The sequence below is a fragment of the Calditrichia bacterium genome, from assembly GCA_020634975.1.
Classification (GTDB): domain Bacteria; phylum Calditrichota; class Calditrichia; order RBG-13-44-9; family J075; genus JACKAQ01.
Genome location: JACKAQ010000007.1, coordinates 42870 through 62808 on the forward strand (window position 1 = coordinate 42870; position 19939 = coordinate 62808).

Annotated in this window: 15 protein-coding genes; 9 read left to right on the forward strand and 6 right to left on the reverse strand. The window is 48.7% G+C overall.

Translation table 11 applies throughout. From position 1 onward, the window contains the following. The first annotated feature begins 325 nt into the window (after nucleotides 1-325). Nucleotides 326-1207 carry a YicC family protein gene (locus tag H6629_23030; GenBank protein MCB9070660.1) on the forward strand — a complete coding sequence of 294 codons (882 nt, stop codon included), beginning with the start codon at nucleotides 326-328 and terminating at the stop codon, nucleotides 1205-1207. 85 nt (nucleotides 1208-1292) lie between these two features. Here H6629_23030 and H6629_23035 read toward each other — a convergent pair whose 3' ends face one another. Continuing rightward, nucleotides 1293-2693, reverse strand: coding sequence for a GIY-YIG nuclease family protein (locus H6629_23035; GenBank protein MCB9070661.1), 1401 nt, complete (start codon nucleotides 2691-2693; stop codon nucleotides 1293-1295). A gap of 183 nt (nucleotides 2694-2876) precedes the next feature. Here H6629_23035 and H6629_23040 point away from each other — a divergent pair, with 183 nt between their 5' ends. From H6629_23040 to H6629_23065, 6 genes are all read left to right on the forward strand, one after another. After that, entirely contained in the window at nucleotides 2877-4316 is a 1440-nt protein-coding gene (locus H6629_23040; protein MCB9070662.1) for a PAS domain-containing protein, read from the forward strand. 175 nt (nucleotides 4317-4491) lie between these two features. Continuing rightward, entirely contained in the window at nucleotides 4492-5712 is a 1221-nt protein-coding gene (locus H6629_23045; protein ID MCB9070663.1) for an NAD(P)/FAD-dependent oxidoreductase, read from the forward strand. Nucleotides 5713-5752: 40 nt separating this feature from the next. Beyond that, nucleotides 5753-6667: a TIGR01777 family protein gene (locus H6629_23050; GenBank protein ID MCB9070664.1), complete on the forward strand. Its 915-nt coding sequence runs from the start codon at nucleotides 5753-5755 to the stop codon at nucleotides 6665-6667. A gap of 34 nt (nucleotides 6668-6701) precedes the next feature. Then, nucleotides 6702-7712 (forward strand): isocitrate/isopropylmalate dehydrogenase family protein, encoded by a 1011-nt coding sequence (locus H6629_23055; protein ID MCB9070665.1) that lies wholly within the window; start codon nucleotides 6702-6704, stop codon nucleotides 7710-7712. After that, nucleotides 7709-8701 (forward strand): NAD(P)H-quinone oxidoreductase, encoded by a 993-nt coding sequence (locus H6629_23060; GenBank protein MCB9070666.1) that lies wholly within the window; start codon nucleotides 7709-7711, stop codon nucleotides 8699-8701. Before H6629_23055 ends, H6629_23060 begins: the two co-directional genes overlap by 4 nt. A 10-nt stretch (nucleotides 8702-8711) precedes the next feature. Then, nucleotides 8712-9215 (forward strand): cupin domain-containing protein, encoded by a 504-nt coding sequence (locus H6629_23065; protein MCB9070667.1) that lies wholly within the window; start codon nucleotides 8712-8714, stop codon nucleotides 9213-9215. 34 nt (nucleotides 9216-9249) lie between these two features. On the opposite strand, the gene H6629_23070 is transcribed toward H6629_23065, so the two are convergent. Together H6629_23070 and H6629_23075 are read right to left on the reverse strand one after the other, a co-directional pair. Then, nucleotides 9250-10410, reverse strand: a complete 1161-nt coding sequence (locus H6629_23070; GenBank protein MCB9070668.1) for a PLP-dependent transferase — start codon at nucleotides 10408-10410, stop codon at nucleotides 9250-9252. Between the two features lie 16 nt (nucleotides 10411-10426). Further along, complete coding sequence (locus tag H6629_23075) at nucleotides 10427-11401, reverse strand: cysteine synthase family protein (GenBank protein ID MCB9070669.1); 975 nt, start codon at nucleotides 11399-11401, stop codon at nucleotides 10427-10429. Between the two features lie 329 nt (nucleotides 11402-11730). Between H6629_23075 and deoC the strand changes: the two genes are divergently transcribed. Further along, the gene (gene deoC, locus H6629_23080) at nucleotides 11731-12738 is read left to right on the forward strand and encodes a deoxyribose-phosphate aldolase (GenBank protein ID MCB9070670.1); all 1008 of its coding nucleotides are present in this window, start codon (nucleotides 11731-11733) and stop codon (nucleotides 12736-12738) included. A 14-nt stretch (nucleotides 12739-12752) separates the two neighbouring features. Then, the gene (locus H6629_23085; protein MCB9070671.1) at nucleotides 12753-15191 is read left to right on the forward strand and encodes an aldehyde dehydrogenase family protein; all 2439 of its coding nucleotides are present in this window, start codon (nucleotides 12753-12755) and stop codon (nucleotides 15189-15191) included. 135 nt (nucleotides 15192-15326) lie between these two features. On the opposite strand, the gene H6629_23090 is transcribed toward H6629_23085, so the two are convergent. The 3 genes from H6629_23090 to H6629_23100 form a co-directional block, all read right to left on the reverse strand. After that, nucleotides 15327-15842: a DUF1566 domain-containing protein gene (locus H6629_23090; protein ID MCB9070672.1), complete on the reverse strand. Its 516-nt coding sequence runs from the start codon at nucleotides 15840-15842 to the stop codon at nucleotides 15327-15329. 107 nt (nucleotides 15843-15949) lie between these two features. Next, nucleotides 15950-17770, reverse strand: a complete 1821-nt coding sequence (locus tag H6629_23095; GenBank protein MCB9070673.1) for a sodium:solute symporter — start codon at nucleotides 17768-17770, stop codon at nucleotides 15950-15952. Nucleotides 17771-17776: 6 nt separating this feature from the next. Beyond that, on the reverse strand, nucleotides 17777-19933 hold the full coding sequence (locus H6629_23100) for a hydantoinase (protein MCB9070674.1): 2157 nt from the start codon (nucleotides 19931-19933) through the stop codon (nucleotides 17777-17779). Nucleotides 19934-19939 lie beyond the last annotated feature (6 nt).

Genomic DNA, 19939 nt, shown 5'->3' on the forward strand with positions numbered 1-19939 from the left:
TTGCCGGTCTTGAGAACAGAAGTTTTTCAATTTAACAAACCCGGAAATTATCAAAAATACGGTTAAATAATAATAAAATATTGAAACTGGAAACATCGATTTATTCTTTTTCGGATAAAACTGCTTTGAGTTGAGCGGAAAATTGTTGCTAAAAGAAATACACCGCAGTATATTTTTTATTTTCCCGTTATTTTTGCGAAAATAATGCTATTTTTTGATGCCAAAACATTGGGATACAAGTTAGGTTTTTAGGCAATATTTCAGCACTTTTTATTTTATTGAGTAGAAAAAATCATATCATTCATATTAATCAAAACGGAAATTTATGAAACCGATTTACAGCATGACCGGTTACGCTACCGAAAAAAGCGCGTTATCCAACGGTGAAATTACTTGCGAATTCAGAACACTTAATTCACGCTATTTGGAAATATACCTAAAATTGCCGCAGCAATTGCGCAATTATGAAGACGCGTTTAAAAACGTGATCCGAAAGCATATTGACCGGGCAAAAGTAAATTGTGTAATTACAATTTCAGAAACCGAAGTGCTGCCGGATATGATGCAAATCAATGCACCGTTGGTTAAAATGTATCGCCGTTTGCTCGAAGATCTCCGGATGAGTGCGGACATCAAAGAACCGTTGAAAATTTCCGATTTTCTGCAATTCAAAGATTTATTTAATATCGCGGAAAACGTGGTAGACGACTCATTAGTACAAGTTGTTGAGAATTTGCTGGTTCAGACCATCAAACAACTTAATGTTGCGCGATCCGAAGAAGGTGAAAATTTGCGAAAAGACATGCTCAGTCGCCTCAACAATGTGATGCAAATGGCTAACGAAGTACAAACTTACGCAGCCCAAAATTCGCGGATGGAATTTCAGAAACAGATGGAACGGCTCAAAAACTTGATTGATGATAACAAGCTCGATCGCAATCGGCTGGAAATGGAAGTTGCGCTAATTTCCGACCGGGTAGATATCAGCGAAGAAATTGTCCGGCTGAACAGCCATATCGAATTGTTCAAAGAAGATTTGGAACAGGGTTCGCCCATCGGCAAAAAGCTCAATTTTATTTTGCAGGAAATGCATCGCGAAGCGAACACGATGTCTTCCAAAAATACGCTGATCGAGATCAGCCACCGCGTGGTTGCCATTAAAGAAGAAATTGAGCGGATGCGCGAGCAGGTTCAAAATATTGAATAAAAATCTCAGACAATTCTAATAATTGAAATGTTACAGTTACGCCAATCCAAATTTTTGCGATTGGCGTTTTTTTTGATCAACACTTTTATTTATCCAACGCAATAATGCGGGTTTTGGGATGTTTTGCCAGAAACGCGTTGATGATTTTGCGAATATCCTGATTGTCCGCGCGCTGCTGAATGTGTTCGCCAACGGTGTCTATCGCCAATGCTGAAATCGCATCTTCAGGGAGAAAACCAAACCCGCGATACAACCCCTGCCGGATCAGCACCACACCTTTTTCATCCGCATTTCTGCCTTTTGTGACAATCAGAAAATCCGGGAAATCGTAACAAAACTGGTCTATCGCCTGATTTGCGCGCAGGTTGTAATCTTCCGGCGATTCGCTGCCGACGCACGCCCCGTTGCACAATTTGAGATGATAATTGAAACACGGTCCGCGATTTTTATACAACCCGCACAATTTTTGGCACAGCCGGTATTTGGTTATAATCCGATCCTGAAAAGATTGCGCCTGCTTTTTGTTGGAGAAGGCAATCACCAGTTCCCCGTCTATACCGTTTGGTCCTTTCGGGCCAAATCGCTGCAGTGAAAACGTCAAATATCCATCAGCAGAAAGTTGGGAAAATAGACCGTAGCGATAGCGAATCGTACGTTGGCTGCGGTTAAAAACCGGCTGATGCGTTTTTATTAAATCCGATTCCAGCAGCAGCGCAATCAGTTCGCTGCCGGTAATTTGGTAATCGATGCGCCGGATGTGGTGCTTCATTTTTAACGATTTCTGCGATTTCAAATCGCCGGAAAAATGGCTCTGCACCCGTTTGCGAATATTTTTGCTTTTACCCACATAAATTAACCGGTCACGTTCATCATAAAAAAAATAGACGCCACAACCCTCTGCCAACTTGTTGATATCATTGCGGTTAAGTCCCGGAGGCAAAATGTTTTCCCGGATGTTTTCTTTCAGCGATTCTGTTTCGGAAACCGGACATTTTTCCAATATCTGAAGGTGTTGAAACAGTTGCAGCGTTGCATTCGCATCTGCCAATGCGCGGTGGGCACCGTTTAACGGAATGTTCAATTTTTTGCACAAATGGCTCAGCTTGTACGATCCAAAATCCGGCAACAGTTTGCGGCTGAGCCGTTCGGTGCAGAGTTGCTGTCTGCTGAAATTGTAGCCCAACCGCGAAAATTCTTTTCGCAAAAAAGCATAATCGAACCGGGAATGGTGCGCGACAATAATGCGATTTTCAGTCAATTCGACAATTTTCCGGGCAATTTGGAAAAATTTTGGAGCGTCCGATAATTGTTTGTCAACAACGCCGGTGAGCCGCTCGATGCCCGGCAGCAATTGAAATTCCGGGTTGACGAGGGTGCAAAAGCTGTCCGTTAATTGCTGTCCGTCGAACTGCAAAATAGCGATTTCGAAAATCCGGTCAGTTCCCGGATCAAGTCCGGTTGTTTCTAAATCTATGATTGCAAACATGTTGCTTTCGCATTTTTCATTAATCACACCACCATATTTTCCGATAATTCAATCTGCTATTCAATTGAACAGAGAAGAAACGCATTTTTTACACTTTTTTGGTGCTCAAAAATTCACTGAGAAGTTGAAATAAATAACATTTTTTATCGCGTTTCAACAAACAATTTAAACAAGAGTGCATGAATGAGCCTGCCTTCACTATCCCCAGAGGCAAAATTGCAGATTGCAATGGGTATCGGTAATTCGACAGAGTTGGATGTGCTATTATCAGAAAGTTTGAACGCATATTTGCAACAATGTGGTGCAGTTGCCGGGGAAGTATATTTCAATAAAAAAAGTGAATCGCAGGAATTTGAATTTAAGCGGGTGTATGGCTTTCATCGGCTCGGCAAAAAACAGGCGCTTTACGATGATTCCGATTTGCTCAACCTTCCCAAAAATATTGATGAAAGCGTACTGTCACAATTTTTAGCAACGCTGCCACGAGTTGTCGAAGATCCGGAAGGCGATTTCGCAAATTTGATGGCGTTGCCTGATGTGGGATTGCTGATGTTAATTACGCCAAACGAACCGATGTCTGAAAAAGTAATGCGAGATTTGGTACCATTCAATCATAAACTAGCCGATGCATGTTTGTCCTGTCTGCAAATTCGCCATCACCAAAAGAAAAATGAGCAACTGAAGCGCCACAACAAAAAACTGCAATCGCGCAATCATGAGTTAAAAAAGGCACGGGAGCGGTTTATCGGTATCATTGATAATTTTCAGCAACTCACCAGATCGCTCCGGGATTGGGACAAACAATTCCGCAAATTGTATGGCGAAGTTCAGGATATCGCATTTCAAGTGAGCACAGATGGTATTTTGCAATATATCAGTCCGGCAATTTCAAATTACACGGATTATTCCGCCAACGAAATTCAGGGCAAACTTATCAGCGAGTTGTTTTTTGATATTAAGGAATACCATCAGTTGCGGGCTGACTTGAAAACGCGCGGACAGGCGTTAAATTTTGAGGCGCATCTGAAAAACAAAAACAAAAACATGATTTATGTGAACCTGAATGCCAGCGCCATTTACAACGCACGCGGTGATATTGAAAGCGTGGAAGGCGCCATACTCGATATTTTTGAATGGGAAATTACCGCAGACGAGGTGAACCTCGCAGTATTTGAGCTCGAACGCAATTTTCAGAAAAAGGAAATTACCCCGGAAATTTTCCAAAAAGAAAAAGCCTATCGCATGCATGCCGAAACAGCCATGCGGAAAATCAGCCGGTTGAATGCAGATTTGATAGCGATGATTCCGCAAATGCTGATCGGTGTGGACGAAAATGATTGCATCACCCATTGGAACGAAGCTGCAGAACGGGTGACCGGCATTTCGCACAAAAAGGTTATCGGGCAGCCGTTGCTGCGGTGCGGCATTCGCTGGAATTGGGATAAATTGGTGAAAACGATTTCAACCTGCATTGAAGAAGAACGCCCGATTCGGCTAAAGCATTTCAATTTCACTCGCCCGGACGATCAAAATGGCTGGCTCGATTTGTCCGTTCGCCCAATATTTGATGACAAAGATAAACCTTCCGGCATTATCATTCTTGGCAGCGAAATAGCCGATTAACCCCGTTTTTCCCACCTGAATTGAATTTTCAACTCTATTGTAAAACCGCAATTTATCCAGTATATTCTGGCTTGATCTTCGTATTCGGCAACGATTGCCAGTTACATTTGATCCGGTTTTTTTCCTGAACAGGAAATGGTTTTATTTATCAGATTGAGCGGAGGAATCTCAATTTATGCAGCATCAGTACGACGCAATTATTGTCGGTGGCGGTCCGGGAGGAGCGACAACCGCATTATACGCAGAGCGGTTGGGATTAAACGTTTTGCTTTTGGATAAAAAACAATTTCCGCGGGATAAAATTTGCGGAGATGCGATTTCCGGAAAAAGCATTTTATTCCTTCGCGAACTGGGATTAATTGAGCAACTCGAGCGTTCGCCACAGGCGTTTGTCGATTCCATTTTGTTCTCATCCCCAAATAATACACATGTGAAAATCAAATTGGTGGCATCGGCACAAAACGTTTCTCAGGGATTCGTTTGCCGCAGGGAAGTTTATGACAACATCCTTTTTCAGGCTGCCAAAGAAAAAGTCGAAACGCGTGAGGGTTTTTCGGTAAAAGATGTTTTGATCGAAAATGGTCAAGTTTACGGCGTAACCGGAGAAGATAATGAGGGAAAAACGCACGAAATCACCGCAAAAGTAGTGGTTGGCGCGGACGGTTACAACTCGATTCTTTTGCGAAAATTGGGAATGTATGACAACGATCCCGAACACATGCTGGTTGCAACCCGCGCCTATTATACCGGCGTAAAAGGCATGACTAACGCGATTGAATTGCACTACGTTGAATCCGTAAATCCCGGTTATTTCTGGATTTTCCCGTTGGAAAACGGGATGGCAAACGTGGGCATCGGAATGGTTGTTGGCGAATTAAAACGCAAAAATGTGAAACTGCGCCAGGCGCATTTGGATGCAGTGAACTCACCGGAATTTCGCGACCGTTTTGCGAATGCGGAATTGATTGGCGATATCGTTGGATGGAATTTACCGGCTGGCAGCAAACGCCGGAAAGTTCACAGCGATGGCGTCATTTTCATCGGCGATGCTGCCGGACTGATCGACCCGTTTACCGGCGAAGGCATCGGAAATGCGATGGCTTCTGCAAAAATTGCCGCAGAATGCATTTCTGAATTGGTGAACAGCAATGCTTCCTTCGATGCAAATTCGTTACAAATTTATGAGGAGCGTTTGTGGAAGCGATTGGGTAACGAACTCAGCACTGCATACAAATTACAACGCACCGCACGGTACAAATCTTTGGTGAATCTGGTGGTCAAAAAAGCCAGCAAAAATCCCAAGGTATCCGACTGGATTTCCGGAATGATTGCCGGAAACATCAGCCGCCGCGAGTTGCTCTCGCCGATGACGTATTTAAAATTGATGTTTAACTAATTGAAAATCATAACGTTAACGTAACGGTTAAATTTAAAATATGCGAATTATTATCACCGGAGCAACTGGCTTTATCGGGAATTATTTGTGCAAATTATTATTGGAGCATAATTACGAAATTGTTGTGCTGACCCGCAATGCCAGCAAAGCACGGAAAAATTTTGGCAGCATGGTAACATGCGTCGAATGGGATGCGAGAACCAACAACGGCTGGCAGGAATATGCAGAGGGGGCATATGCCATCATCAATTTGGCAGGTGCTGGAATTGCCGATAATTTATGGACAGAAAGTTATAAAAAACAAATACTTGAAAGTCGCGTCAGCGCCACAAAAGCGGTGGTAATGGCAATAGAAGCTGCCGACGAAAAACCCAAAGTGCTGTTGCAAGGTTCCGCAACCGGCATTTACGCCAGTCGCGGCGACGAAGTGTTGGATGAAAGTTCTGCTAAAGGTGATAGTTTTTTGGCCGACGTTGTTGACGAGTGGGAGGCAGCCGCCAAATCCGTCGAAAAAATGGGTGTTCGGGTTTGCTATTTGAGAACCGGCGTTGTTCTCGGAAAAGACGAAGGCATTTTGAAAAAATTGTCGCTTCCGTTCAAATTGTTTGTAGGTGGCACGCCCGGTAGCGGGAAACAGTGGTTTTCATGGATTCACATCGAAGACGAAGTGAACATCATTTTTCATCTGCTCAAAAACGATGGCGCGGAGGGTGTTTACAACCTCGTTTCGCCCGACCCGCTGCGGATGGCCGATTTTTGTCAGCAGATGGGCAGCGTGATCAATCGCCCGTCGTGGATTCCGGTGCCGGCATTTATGCTGAAGCTGGTGATGGGGCAAATGGCGGAGGAAACCGCATTGGTGAGCCAACGCATTTTACCTCGCCGATTGATGGAAAACGGTTTTCGATTTTCCTATCCCAGCCTAAAACCCGCTTTGCAAGATTTGCTCGACTAACATTAAATAAAACATAAAGTTACACGGAGGGAAAATGGCATATAATATTACGTTGATTCCAGGTGATGGCATAGGGCCGGAAGTTGCCCGCGCAACCCAGCAAGTGCTCGCCGCAACCGGCATCGAGATCGAATGGGATGTGCAAATGGCCGGGTCGGATGTGATCAATCGTTACGGCACACCACTCCCGGAAGAAGCGCTCGAATCTGTTCGGAAAAATAAAATTGCGCTGAAAGGACCCATTGGCACACCTATCGGAAAAGGTTTTCGATCGGTAAATGTGGACTTGCGCAAACGGCTCGATCTCTACTGTAATTTCCGCCCGTCGCGTTCCATTCCGGGCGTTAAAAGCCGATACGAAGATGTTGACCTCATTGTCGTTCGGGAAAATACCGAAGGACTTTACAGCGGATTGGAACACATTGTTGTGCCCGGCGTGATCGAAAGTCAGCGGATCATCACCGAAAAAGGCTCGCGCCGAATTATGGAAACGGCGTTCAAAATTGCCAGACGTTATCGCCGTAAAAAGGTAACGGCAGTTCACAAAGCGAATATTCTCAAACTCAGCGACGGTTTGTTTCTGGAAGTCGCCCGCGAAGTTGCCCGCGATTATCCGGATATCGAATACGATGAATCAATTGTCGATGCCACCGCGATGAAACTGGTGATTAACCCGTCGCAGTTCGATGTTTTGGTGATGGAAAACCTGTTTGGCGATATCATTTCGGATCTCACCAGCGGACTGATTGGCGGGCTTGGCGTTGCACCGGCATCCAATTTGGGTGACGGGTACGCGGTTTTTGAAGCTGTTCACGGCAGCGCACCGGACATCGCCGGAAAAGGTGTTGCCAATCCCACCGCGCTCATCCTCAGTGGCTGTTTGATGCTGGAATTGTTGGAAGAACACGACGCCGCAGATCGCGTTCGTAAAGCCATCAGCAAAGTGATTGGTGAGGGTAAACATGTTACCCCGGATCTCGGTGGCAGCGCGAAAACACAGGAATATGTTGACGCACTTTCCGATGTGATACAGGCGATCAAATGAAAGCAATTTTACCAAAAGAACCCGGTGGACCGGATGTTCTTGTGATGGTCGAATATCCCACACCCGAACCTGCCGGACATGAATTGTTGGTTCGCGTAAAAGCCACAGCGCTCAACCGGGCGGATTTGTTGCAACGTGAAGGCAAATATCCGCCGCCAAAAGGCGAAAGCCCGGTACTCGGTCTGGAAATGGCCGGCGAAGTGGAAAAAGTCGGTTCGGCGGTTTCCGGCTGGCGAAAAGGTGACCGCGTTTGCGCGTTGCTTCCCGGCGGCGGCTACGCCGAATATGTGACAATTCCCGCAAAAATGGCCATCCCGATTCCGGAAAATATGAGTTATGAAAATGCCGCAGCCATTCCGGAAGTGTTTTTAACCGCGTTTCAGGCACTCTATTGGCTCGGCGGTATCAAATCCAGCGACAATGTGCTGATTCACGCCGGTGCCAGCGGCGTCGGAACGGCAGCGATTCAACTGGTTCGCGGTGCGGGCGGCGTGCCGTTTGTGACCGCCGGATCGGCAAAAAAACTGGATTTCTGCACACAACTCGGCGCAAAAATGGCCATCAATTACAAAGCCGGTGATTTCCTGCCGGATATTCTGGAAGCCACTGAAAATCGCGGCGTCGATATCATTCTGGATTTCGTCGGCTCGCCGTACTGGGCGCAAAATATCGATGCGCTGGCAACCGACGGGCGGCTGATTATTTTGGCAACGATGGGCGGCGGAAAAGTGGATTCACTCGATTTGCGTAAAATTCTGGTGAAGCGATTGCGCGTTATCGGCACAACCCTTCGCGCCCGAGATCTCGAATATAAACAACAGCTTACCAATGATTTTGTCCGCAATATTTTATCCGGTTTCGAAGAAGGCACATACGAGCCGGTTGTCCACGAAATTTTGCCGTGGCGACAGGTGAAGCAGGCTCACCGGATGATGGAAGACAATCAGAATATCGGTAAAATTGTGCTGCAGGTTGGGGAGGAGAGCTGATTTGCAAACCGTGCATTCCGCAAATTATTGGATCGACAAACTGAACCTCACAAAACATCCCGAAGGTGGATATTTTAAAGAAATTTACCGATCAGCAGAATCTGTTATTGGCGATGCGCTGCCGCAGCGATTCGGCGGCGCCCGCAGTTTTGGCACATCCATTTATTTTCTGCTCAAAAGCAACGAGTTTTCCGCACTGCACCGCATTGCATCCGATGAAATCTGGCATTTTTACGCCGGATCGCCGCTGACCATTTATTCGATCAATCCAAACGGTGTGTTGTCACATATTTTTTTGGGTAACGATTTTGATTCCGGTGAGATGTTTCAGGCAGTTGTGCCGGCGGGCAGTTGGTTTGGTGCAAATGTGCAAACGCCTGCGAGCTTCGCATTGGTTGGTTGCACTGTCGCACCCGGATTTGATTTCGCAGATTTTGAAATGGGAAATCGCGAAATTTTGCTAACGCGATTTCCCCAACACAAAAATATTATTGAAATGCTTACGCATGGATGATGTTTTCAATACGTCATTCAGACCGATGGAAATCTCAAATTTTCTCGAACGCCTGCTCAACATCTTCCAATAAATCATCCACATTTTCGATACCGACGGACAGGCGAATCAATCCGTCAGCCAGCCCGATTTTCCGGCGTTCCTCCGGCGGAACAGACGCGTGTGTCATTAGCGCGGGCAACTCCGCCAGCGATTCCACACCGCCCAAACTTTCCGCCAAAGCAAAGTATTGCAGACTTTCGACATATTTTTTTGCAGCCTGTAAATCACCATCGAGTTCAAACGAAAGCATCCCGCCAAAGCCGCTCATCTGCTGGCTGGCCAACGAAAATTGCGGATGGCTTTCCAGTCCCGGATAAATGACCCGCCGAACTTTTTTGTGATCTTCCAGAAATTTGGCAATCTTCGTGGCGTTTTCCTGATGGGCGCGCATCCGCACGGCCAGCGTTTTGGTGCCGCGCAAAATCATGAAACTGTCAAAAGGTGACAAAATTGCACCGGCTGCGTTTTGCGTAAATTTAATTTTTTCATAGATTTCCGCATCGTTGAACATGAGCGCACCGCCGACGGAATCGCTGTGCCCGTTGATGTATTTGGTGGTGCTGTGCAGAACAATGTCTGCGCCGAGCGCCAACGGATTCTGGAAATATGGACTCATAAATGTATTGTCCACAACCACCAATGCATTGTGCTGATGTGCAATTTTGGAAATCGCGCGAATGTCGCACAATTTAAGCAGGGGATTAGTGGGCGTTTCCAGCCAGATCAATCGGGTGGACGGGCGAATAGTGCGTTCCACTTCCAGCGGATTGCGGGCGTCCACATATGTCACGTCGATGCCGAATCGCTCAGCGAAAACGCGGGTAAGCAGTCTGCGCGTACCGCCGTATAAATCGTCGAACGCAACGATGTGATCGCCGGAAGATAGCAGCGACAAAATCAGCGAAGTTTCTGCGCCCAAACCGGACGCAAAAACGAGCGCGTGATTTGCACCTTCCAGCGCTGCCAGCCGGTGTTGCAATGCGTCGCGGGTGGGATTATCCGTTCGGGAATATTCGTATCCGGCGGTGGGCACATCCACCAATTTGCGTGCGTAAGTGGACGCGAGATGTATCGGCATAGCAACGTCGCCGGTGCCGCCGTCTTTCAAATTCGGTTCTTCGCCAACGTGAATGGCGCGGGTTTCAAATTTCATGGATCCTCCTGTGGAATTAATCGATGTAACCGCGATTTTTCATCCACTCATCGTTGAAAATTTTGCTGAGATAGCGGCTGCCGGAATCGGGCAAAACCACCACAATATTTTGCTCTTTATCATTTTTTTCCGCGTAGCGAACCGCGGCGAGCACTGCCGAACCGCTCGATCCGCCGGCAAAAATGCCTTCTTCACGGCTCAATCGGCGCGCCATTTCAAAAGATTCCTGATCGTTCACCTGAATAATTTCGTTAATCGTGTTGAAATCGACTGCTTTCACCAGATAATCTTCGCCAATTCCTTCAACCGCATAAACGTGCGGTTCGGGCAATTTCCCGGTTTTGAAATAGTCGTAAAATACCGAACCTTCGGGATCGACTGCGACGATTTTCACTTCCGGTTTTTTCTCTTTCAGATACTTTCCTGCGCCGCTGAGGGTGCCGCCGGTGCCGATTCCCGCCACAAAAATATCGATATTGCCATCCACCTGATCCCAAATTTCCGGTCCGGTGGTTCGGTAATGCGCTTCGATATTCATTTGATTATTATATTGATCGGGATAAAACGAGCCGGGCGTTTCGCTGGCGATGCGCCGTGCGGTGCTGTAATAGCTCTCCGGCGATTCTGCCGGAACGTCGGTCCGAGTGATCACCACTTCAGCGCCGAACGCCCGCATCAGGTTTTTCTTCTCGTCGCTCATTTTGTCCGGCATCGTGATGATGCATTTGTAGCCTTTGATTGCCGCAATCATCGCCAGTGCGGAACCGGTGTTGCCGGATGAATTTTCAACAATGGTTCCGCCGGGTTTTAGCAGCCCACGTTTTTCCGCGTCTTCGACGATAAATTTCGCCATTCGGTCTTTTACGCTACCGGCGGGATTTAAATATTCCAGTTTTACATAAATATTCGATTTCAAATTGCCCGGAATTTTGTTCAATTTGACCATCGGTGTGTGCCCGATCGCGTCCAGGGCATTTTTCAAAACATGCATTAAAGGTCCTCCGTTTATCGATTTTGATTTGTTTATTATCAGCAAATTATTGAATCAACATAAGTTGGATTCATTTTTCGTGCGGCTGTTACCGGAAATGCAGAATTTACGATGCGATTCTGCGAAAAGAAAACAGATTATCAGATCGCCGTGCCGCGTGATCTCCGATCTTTTTCAAAGAAATTTTTGACAAACGTAATTAAATGATTAAATTTCAATTGGAGATTCAGCATATCGTTTAGCTTTATTTTTATTCACTTTAGCTGCGAAATCGGCGAAGGTTTATTCCGCAACATCTCCAAATTTTCATTCACAAATTGAGGAAAATGATGGCATCGAATAACGATCTCAACGCAGTTTTGGACGAAAAAATTGTTGCCACAAGTCATCACGAACGGAATCCCGGTATGCCGCTGGATCTGGATTGGGTGGTCGGATCGCGCATCAATCGCAGTGCGGTGGAGCGCCGTGCCGAAACCTTGCCGAAACGGCGTTCCGTGAAAAAAGAGTGGCAGGCAGGGTGGCTGCTCCGCGCGATAACCTGTGTCGATTTGACCACACTTGCCGGCGATGACACGCCCGGACGAGTGCAGCGGCTTTGCGCAAAAGCGAAACAACCGATTCGCGAGAGCGTGCTTAAAATGCTCGATGTGGCAGATTTGAACATCACCACTGGCGCGGTTTGTGTTTATCCGGGTTGCGTAAAAGATGCCGTTGCAGCGCTGCGCGGAACGAATATTCCGGTGGCATCTGTGGCTACCGGTTTCCCGGCGGGACTCATTCCGCTGCCGCAAAAAATCGGTGAAATTGAGCAGGCAGTCGCCGATGGTGCAAAGGAAATCGACATCGTGATTACCCGCGCACATGTGCTTAATGGCAACTGGAAAGCGTTATACGATGAAATAAAGCAATTTAGGGCTGCGTGCGGCGATGCGCACATGAAATCAATTTTGGCAACGGGCGATTTGGGAACGCTCACGCAAGTGTATCAGGCCAGTCTGGTGGCGATGATGGCCGGTTCGGATTTCATCAAAACATCGACCGGAAAAGAGAGCGTGAATGCCACCATCGAATTCGGTTTGGTGATGGTTCGCGCAATCCGCGAATATTTGGAAAAAACCGGTTACAAAATCGGGTTCAAACCTGCCGGCGGCATCAGCAACGCCAAACAAACGATGGTTTGGCAGGCGCTGATGAAAGATGAACTCGGCGACGATTGGCTGAAACCGGATCTGTTCCGCATCGGCGCGAGCAGTCTGGTGAACGATCTCGAACGCCAGTTGTATCACTTTGCGACCGGGCATTATGCCGCGCGACATCACATTCCGATGGGATAATTCAGGAGAAATCAATGCGAGTAAAAGAGGTTTTTGAAACCATGACATACGGACCCGCGCCGGAATCCGCAGATGCGGTGAATCAATGGCTTGAGCAGCACAACCGCAAATTTGGGCTGTTCATTAATAACGAATGGGTGACGCCGAAAGGCGCGAAATTCCACAGCAGCTTTAATCCTGCCACCGGTGAAAAACTCGGAGAAACCGTGATTGCCGGTCAAAAAGAAGTGGACGCTGCGGTGGATGCTGCCCAAAAAGCGTTCGCCGATTGGCACCAAATGCCCGGAAAAGATCGCGCGCGATTTCTGTACGCGATTGCCCGGAACATCCAAAAACATGCCCGGATACTTTCGGTAATGGAAACGATGGACAACGGCAAGCCGATCCGCGAATCGCGGGACATCGATATTCCGTTGGTTGCCCGCCATTTTTATTATTACGCCGGATGGGCGCAATTGATGGAAAGCGAACTGCGCGATTATCAGCCGGTTGGCGTGATCGGGCAAATTATCCCGTGGAATTTCCCGCTGCTGATGCTGGCGTGGAAAATTGCCCCGGCGATTGCAATGGGCAACACCGTTGTGCTGAAACCGGCACCGTTCACCAATCTCAGCGCGTTGCTGTTTACCGAAGTGCTGGCGGAAGCCGGATTGCCGCCCGGCGTTGTGAACATTGTGACCGGCACAGACGAAACCGGTTCGCTGATCGTCAATCACCCGAAATTGGATAAAATTGCTTTCACCGGTTCGACGGAAGTCGGGCGGATTTTGCGCCGCGCCACCGCCGGAACCGGCAAAAAATTGTCGCTGGAATTGGGCGGGAAATCACCGTTTGTCGTGTTCGACGATGCGGATCTGGACAGCGCTGTGGAAGGCGTTGTCGATGCGATCTGGTTCAATCAGGGACAGGTGTGCTGCGCCGGATCGCGGTTGTTGGTGCAGGAAAGTATCGCTGAAAAATTTCACGAAAAATTGAAACGGCGCATGGTAACACTGCGCGTCGGCGATCCGCTGGATAAATGTGTGGACATTGGCGCGGTGGTCGATCAGGGGCAATGGGATGTCGTCAACAACTGGGTAAAAAACGGTATTGCGGAAGGTGGAACGGTTTTCCAGCCGGAAATCGATATGCCGAAAAAAGGCTGTTTTTATCCGCCGACGCTGATCACCGATGTGCATCCGGCGGCTGAAGTGGTGCAGCAGGAAATTTTTGGCCCGGTGCTCGTTTCGATGACGTTCCGCACGCCGAAAGAAGCCATCGAACTGGCGAACAACACCCGTTACGGACTTGCCGCCAGCATCTGGAGCGAAAATATCAATCTTGCGTTGGACGTTGCCAGCAAAGTGAAAGCCGGATCAGTGTGGGTGAACAGCACCAATTTGTTTGACGCGGCATCCGGTTTTGGCGGCTATCGCGAAAGCGGTTACGGTCGCGAAGGCGGGAAGGAAGGATTGTTTGAATATTTGCGTCCGGCGTGGCAAAAGCGCGGGAAAATCGCCAAACCGGAAATATCAGAAAACGGGAAAACTGCCAAATGGGGCAGCCACGTGCCGCCCGGACCGGTGCCGATTGTCGGCGGGAACGGTGGGCAATCGCATATCGACCGCACCCCGAAAATGTATATCGGCGGCAAACAGGTGCGTCCGGATGGAAATTATGTTGCCGCAGTGCTCGATAAAAACGGCAAATTGATCGGGCAGGTTGGCGACGGCAATCGCAAAGATATCCGCGATGCGGTGGAAGCTGCACATGCCGCGCATGCCGCAAAAGCGGGTTGGTCGATGCGTCACGGGCACAATCGCGCCCAAATTTTGTATTTCATCGGTGAAAATCTGGATGCCCGCGCAGATGAATTCGCGGCGCGAATTGTAGCGATGACCGGAAAATCCGCGAAATCCGCCCGTACCGAAGTCGATTTGTCCGTCCAACGGTTGTTTACATACGCTGCATGGGCAGATAAATTCGGCGGAACGGTGCAGGAAACCACGCTTCGGGGTATCACTGTTGCGGTGAATGAACCGATCGGCGTGATCGGCATCGCCTGCCCGGATGATGAACCGTTGCTCGGTTTTGTCTCGCTGATGGCGCCGGCAATTGCACGAGGCAATAGCGTGGTGATGATTCCCAGCGAAAAATATCCGCTGAGTGCCACCGATTTTTATCAGGTGCTCGATACTTCCGACGTGCCCGGCGGTGTGGTGAACATCGTCACGGGTAATCGTGATCACCTCTCCAAAACGCTCATCCAGCACGAAGATGTGGACGCTATGTGGTATTTCGGCAGCGCCGAAGGCAGCTATCACACCGAATACGAATCCGCCGCAAATATGAAACGCACCTTTGTCAGCCACGGCGTCGAGCGGAATTGGCGTTTAGCCGAGGAAGGGGAGGGGCACGAATTTTTGCACGAAGCAACGCAGGTGAAAAACATTTGGGTGCCCACCGGCGCGTAATTTTTGGAAAGATATCATTGCTGAGAAATAAGGCTCTTATTGATTAAAATTGAAAAAAAAGCCGCCCGGCAGAAAATTGCCGGACGGCTTTTGTCGTATTATATGCGACGGCGTTGGTTTGTTTCAATGTAAGTTTTATTTGTCTGAGTGTGCAAGTTCAGCAATATTAGTGTTTGTGCTGTTTCGGACCAATCGGACAAAAGAACCGAAATACCCGATAGGTTCGGTGCTGATTTTTCCGCTGGTGAAATAAATAATGGTCGGCCATTCTGCCTGATCCGTTTCGTTGGTGTAAATCCATGCTTGTTCGGTATCGAAAACCGGATCGATTTTTAACTCATCGCCGCGTTTCACTTCGCTCGTAATCAGCGATTGCGCTTCGGATTTGGTGGGTAAACGCCAGTCGGTGTAACCGCCAAATGCAATGCTGTTCAAACTGTCCACATATGATTGGACAAAATCACCCATCAACAAATCAGTGGAACCGGATTGTTGCCAAACCAACTTTTTTCCGTGATCGTAAACGACCTGTTTAACCGAATCCAACTCAAAACGGCTATTGTTTTCTGTGCTGTTGGATTGCGCAAAAAGCGGCGAGAAAAGCAACGGGAAAAACAAAAATAACGCGGGAATTTGGAAATATGATTTCATCAGTACACCTCCGTGTGTGTTGTTTTCAAATTAAATTACTAACGGGTTAAAAATAACATGTAACACGGTTGGCGATGTGCGGGATGTCGCACGAATATTTTTGCAAATTATTTAAAATCTGTGGGAATTTCGTCGGATAGGTGCCGGAACCAGAAAAAATACAATCCCGTTGAAAGAAAAATTTGAATTGCAAAAAGGTAAATAAAGTAATGCCATTGTTTGAAAATTATTTGCATCAGCATCAAAAAAAGTGACAATTGCCACAGCACCGCAATGCAAACCGCAATGATATCCCGGCGGTTCTCTGTGCGAATCGATATTTTTTGCGATTCCGGTAAATTTTCACGGATGTGTCGCCAGAAACCGAATGGGCGGGTGGTTTTGAAAAAATGGCTCAGCACAGCGTCGTCGGTCGGTTTTGTGGCGAGCGAACCGGCGACGGTTCCGAATAACGCGATGCCGGAAACGAGCAGGAATTGCCAATATTCCGGGACATCCGGCAGCCAGATGCGCTGGGCGATCGCCGCCAGATTTCCCGCCAGCGTTCCGATCGCGAAGCCGTAGCCGTTCATCCGCCACCAGTACCAGCGCAGCAACAGCGGCACAAACAGCCCCGCGCCGATGCTCATCGTCAGCCAACCCCAAATATCGTTGATGCTTGAAACATTGCTGGTGAGAAACAGACCCGCACCAACCACGATCACCGATGCCCACCGGCTATGCCGAAGGAGTTGTTTTTCCGAAGCTAGCGGGTTGAGAAATGCCTGATAAATATCGCGCACCCAATACGATGCCGCAGCGTTCACCGTCGAATCGAATGTGGACATAAACGCCGCCATCAATCCGGCGATGAGCAATCCTTTCAAGCCTATCGGCACCAATTGGTTGATGACGATCGGCAGCACCTGCTCCGGATCTGCAATCGGTTGCCCCTGTTCAACGCCGATGGCGACGCCCATGAGTGCAATCGCCGCGATAAACGGCCAGCGAAACGCCAGCAACGTCGTCCAGAATAGCGATAGCAAACCCGCTTCGCGATCGCTGCGGGCGGCAAAATAGCGCTGCGCCATGTAACCGCCACTGCCAGCGCTGCCCTCGATTATCGTTTTGATCAGATAAAAAATGATTGTGATGCCAAACAAATTGTAAACCGAATACGCTGTATTTTTCGGCAAATCGAGCTGCCAGTCGGGAAGTAGTTGTGTCCATTGGCTGCGATTGGTGGCGATTTCCAGAAATCCCCCATCGCGAAGCGGCACGGAAACGCTGAACATTTCCGGCACCGAAAAATTGGCGATGGCAATCCCGCAGATGATCAAAATGGTAATAAAAATGAGCATGCCCTGCACCACATCCGTCCACACCACGCCGAACAATCCGCTGGCGACGGTGTAAATCATCGCCAATCCGATCATCAGAGATGCTGCCAAAAATTCCGGCGAAAAGCCCAAAATTGCCGGTAATCCCAAAAATTCTCCGATAAACTTACCCGCGCCCACCGCAAAATAGGTCACAATCGCGACGGCGCTGGTCAACACTGCCAACGCTGCAATCACCCGCGCCACTTTGCCCTGTTTGCCATCGCCAAAGCGAAATTCCATCCATTCCGCCATGGTCATCACCTGAGCGCGGCGATTCCATTTGCCCATAAAAATCATGAAAAATGCCATAATCAACACGATGCCGCCGCGCAATTCCACAAAAAATCCCATCGTGCCGAGCGCGTAAATGAACGCTACGTTGATCATCGTGCCGCTGACATCCAGATTGGACGCCATTCCGGACGCGCCCAACACCCACCACGGCAATTTGCGTTCGCCCAAAAAATAGGCGTCGATCCCGTCGGATGCTTTTCGTTGAAAATACAGCCCGACGCCAACCATCATTGCCAGATAAAGCGCGATAATACTGTAATCGAGAATAGACATGTTGACCTATTTTTTTTGTGCGGCAATCACCACAACCGGTTCGGCAGCGGGAATTTTTTGCAATTCGATATCCACCAGCGCCATAATTTGCGACGCATCCACCAGTCCGGTGAGATCAATTATTTTGGCGGAAACCAGCAGAAAAATGTCCGGTACCAGCGCGCCGGCATCGCCGTAATTGGTGAGTTGTTTGGTGAATTGCTGGATTTGAGAACGGACATCTTCGGCGGAAATTCCGGCAACCAGACAATCGTTGAGCTGCAGCCGGATAACGCCTTCGCGGTCGATTACCCGCAGTTGCGTAATATCGGATCGGATCAATCCGAACAATTTCCGTTCGGAAAATTGATGAACAATTGCGCTGAGAAATGCGGTTTGTCCGGCAATTTTAACTTCTGTTGGGGTTGTTTTTATTGATGTTGCGGCGATTTCCAATAACGCGTTTGTATCGAGCTTTTGCGAATTCACATCGCGGGCGCGCATTTCGCTGGAACCGGTGGCGATGGCGATCAGCCGTTTGTTGCGGGTGTCCACTTCCACACTGACTTCGATGCTTTCCGGCACTGCGCCCATTTTTTCCACCGAAGCGATGGCATCCTGCCGGATGCTCAAAATATCGTGTTCGGTGGGCTGCATGACGCTGCGTTCAACGGTGTCGCGGATGATGCCCAGCGCCGCACCGATCGCCGAAATCACTTCGCTGTTTTCCGCAATCTCGTGGGGAATATTCAAATATTTGCTGAGATGCGGCACAATCGCCGACGCGCCGCCACCGCCGCCGACAAAGCGGATCAGGTTTTCGTCGAGTTTGTATTCGCGCATCAGTTGGTGAATCACCGGTTTTATTTTTTCGGAGCTGATGGTCAACATTTCTTCGGCAATCTCATTCGCATCGCGATTGAGCATTTTGGCGAATGCGCCGAAAAACTGCCCGATTGCCTCGCGATTGGCTGCGCCGTGCCCGACATTTTTCACCAGATTTAGAAAATAGGATGCGCCGGTTGGCGTGATCGCGTATGCCGAATCGTCATTGTTGCGACGGATTTTCAGATAATCTGCCGGATCGCCGGGTTTTGGTTGCAGCATTTCCAGTTCGATATCGCCAAAATCGGGGTTTTCCGCAAACGCGATGTAATTCAAATTGGCGATGTGGGCGCTTCGCGGCCCGACATCGATAATGTTGTTGCCGGAAATGCGCGGAACGGAGCCACCGGCAATGCCCAGCGTGCGCACATCCAGTGTTCGCAAATACAACCGGTTGCCGCCGATTTGGGCGCTTTTCACCTGCGGTTTGCCATTTTTGATCACCGAAATATCGCTGGAAGTACCGCCCACTTCGATAAAAATGCCGTCGGAAACGCGGGCATACATCAGCGCGGCAGCGACACCGGCGGCAGGTCCGGAAAGCATCGTTAATATCGGTCGGCGGCGCATTTCGTCGATGTCCATTATACCGCCGTCGGAACGCATGATCATCAGCGGCGCAGCGATGCCGCTTTCGCGAACGGACTGTTCGGTCATGTTTGCTGTTTCCAGCATTTTGGGCATCATGCTGGCGTTGATCACGGCGGTTCGGGTGCGAATCCGCAATCCGTACAATTGGGAAATCCGGCTGGCAGCGGTGGATAGAATGCCCATTTCCGATGCGGTTTTCGCCACTAGTTGCTCGTTTTCGGGATGATCGACGCCAAACGCTTCAGATGCGACGATCACTTCTGCGCTGTCGTTGCGCAACTCGCGAATCAATGTTTCGGCGGTTGATTTGGTGATTTTTTCGCTGACATCAACATATCGATACGTTGTTTGCAGCAATTTTCCCGGTGCCAGTTCGATGTTGCTCGGATTAATCTGGCGACTGGCAATTTTGCCCTCAACGCCTTTGCCCATGCCGATCACACCGACTTTGGCGACATCGCCCTCGAGCAGCGCGTTGGTTGCCTGAGTTGTCGAATGGGCGATCAGCACCACTTCTGCCGGATCGATGGCTGATTGCTCGAGCAACAAATGTAGTGATGTCACCACGCCTTTGGCAACGCCTTCGCGGGCAGTGTGGGTGGTGGGCACGCAGGCTTTGCCGATGATATCGTATCTGGCGATATCCACCGCAACCGCGTGGGTAAACGTGCCGCCAACGTCAATACCAATTTTGATTTTTCTGTTCACAAGTGA

Excerpts from the sequence above, each read along its gene's own strand:
- H6629_23030 (MCB9070660.1), top strand. The coding sequence starts at position 326 with ATGAAACCGATTTACAGCATGACCGGTTACGCTACCGAAAAAAGCGCG.
- H6629_23040 (MCB9070662.1), top strand. The coding sequence starts at position 2,877 with ATGAGCCTGCCTTCACTATCCCCAGAGGCAAAATTGCAGATTGCAATG.
- H6629_23085 (MCB9070671.1), top strand. The coding sequence starts at position 12,753 with ATGCGAGTAAAAGAGGTTTTTGAAACCATGACATACGGACCCGCGCCG.
- H6629_23075 (MCB9070669.1), bottom strand. The coding sequence starts at position 11,401 with ATGCATGTTTTGAAAAATGCCCTGGACGCGATCGGGCACACACCGATG.
- H6629_23035 (MCB9070661.1), bottom strand. The coding sequence starts at position 2,693 with ATGTTTGCAATCATAGATTTAGAAACAACCGGACTTGATCCGGGAACT.
- H6629_23090 (MCB9070672.1), bottom strand. The coding sequence starts at position 15,842 with ATGAAATCATATTTCCAAATTCCCGCGTTATTTTTGTTTTTCCCGTTG.
- H6629_23045 (MCB9070663.1), top strand. The coding sequence starts at position 4,492 with ATGCAGCATCAGTACGACGCAATTATTGTCGGTGGCGGTCCGGGAGGA.
- H6629_23055 (MCB9070665.1), top strand. The coding sequence starts at position 6,702 with ATGGCATATAATATTACGTTGATTCCAGGTGATGGCATAGGGCCGGAA.
- H6629_23060 (MCB9070666.1), top strand. The coding sequence starts at position 7,709 with ATGAAAGCAATTTTACCAAAAGAACCCGGTGGACCGGATGTTCTTGTG.
- H6629_23095 (MCB9070673.1), bottom strand. The coding sequence starts at position 17,770 with ATGTCTATTCTCGATTACAGTATTATCGCGCTTTATCTGGCAATGATG.
- H6629_23050 (MCB9070664.1), top strand. The coding sequence starts at position 5,753 with ATGCGAATTATTATCACCGGAGCAACTGGCTTTATCGGGAATTATTTG.
- deoC (MCB9070670.1), top strand. The coding sequence starts at position 11,731 with ATGGCATCGAATAACGATCTCAACGCAGTTTTGGACGAAAAAATTGTT.
- H6629_23070 (MCB9070668.1), bottom strand. The coding sequence starts at position 10,410 with ATGAAATTTGAAACCCGCGCCATTCACGTTGGCGAAGAACCGAATTTG.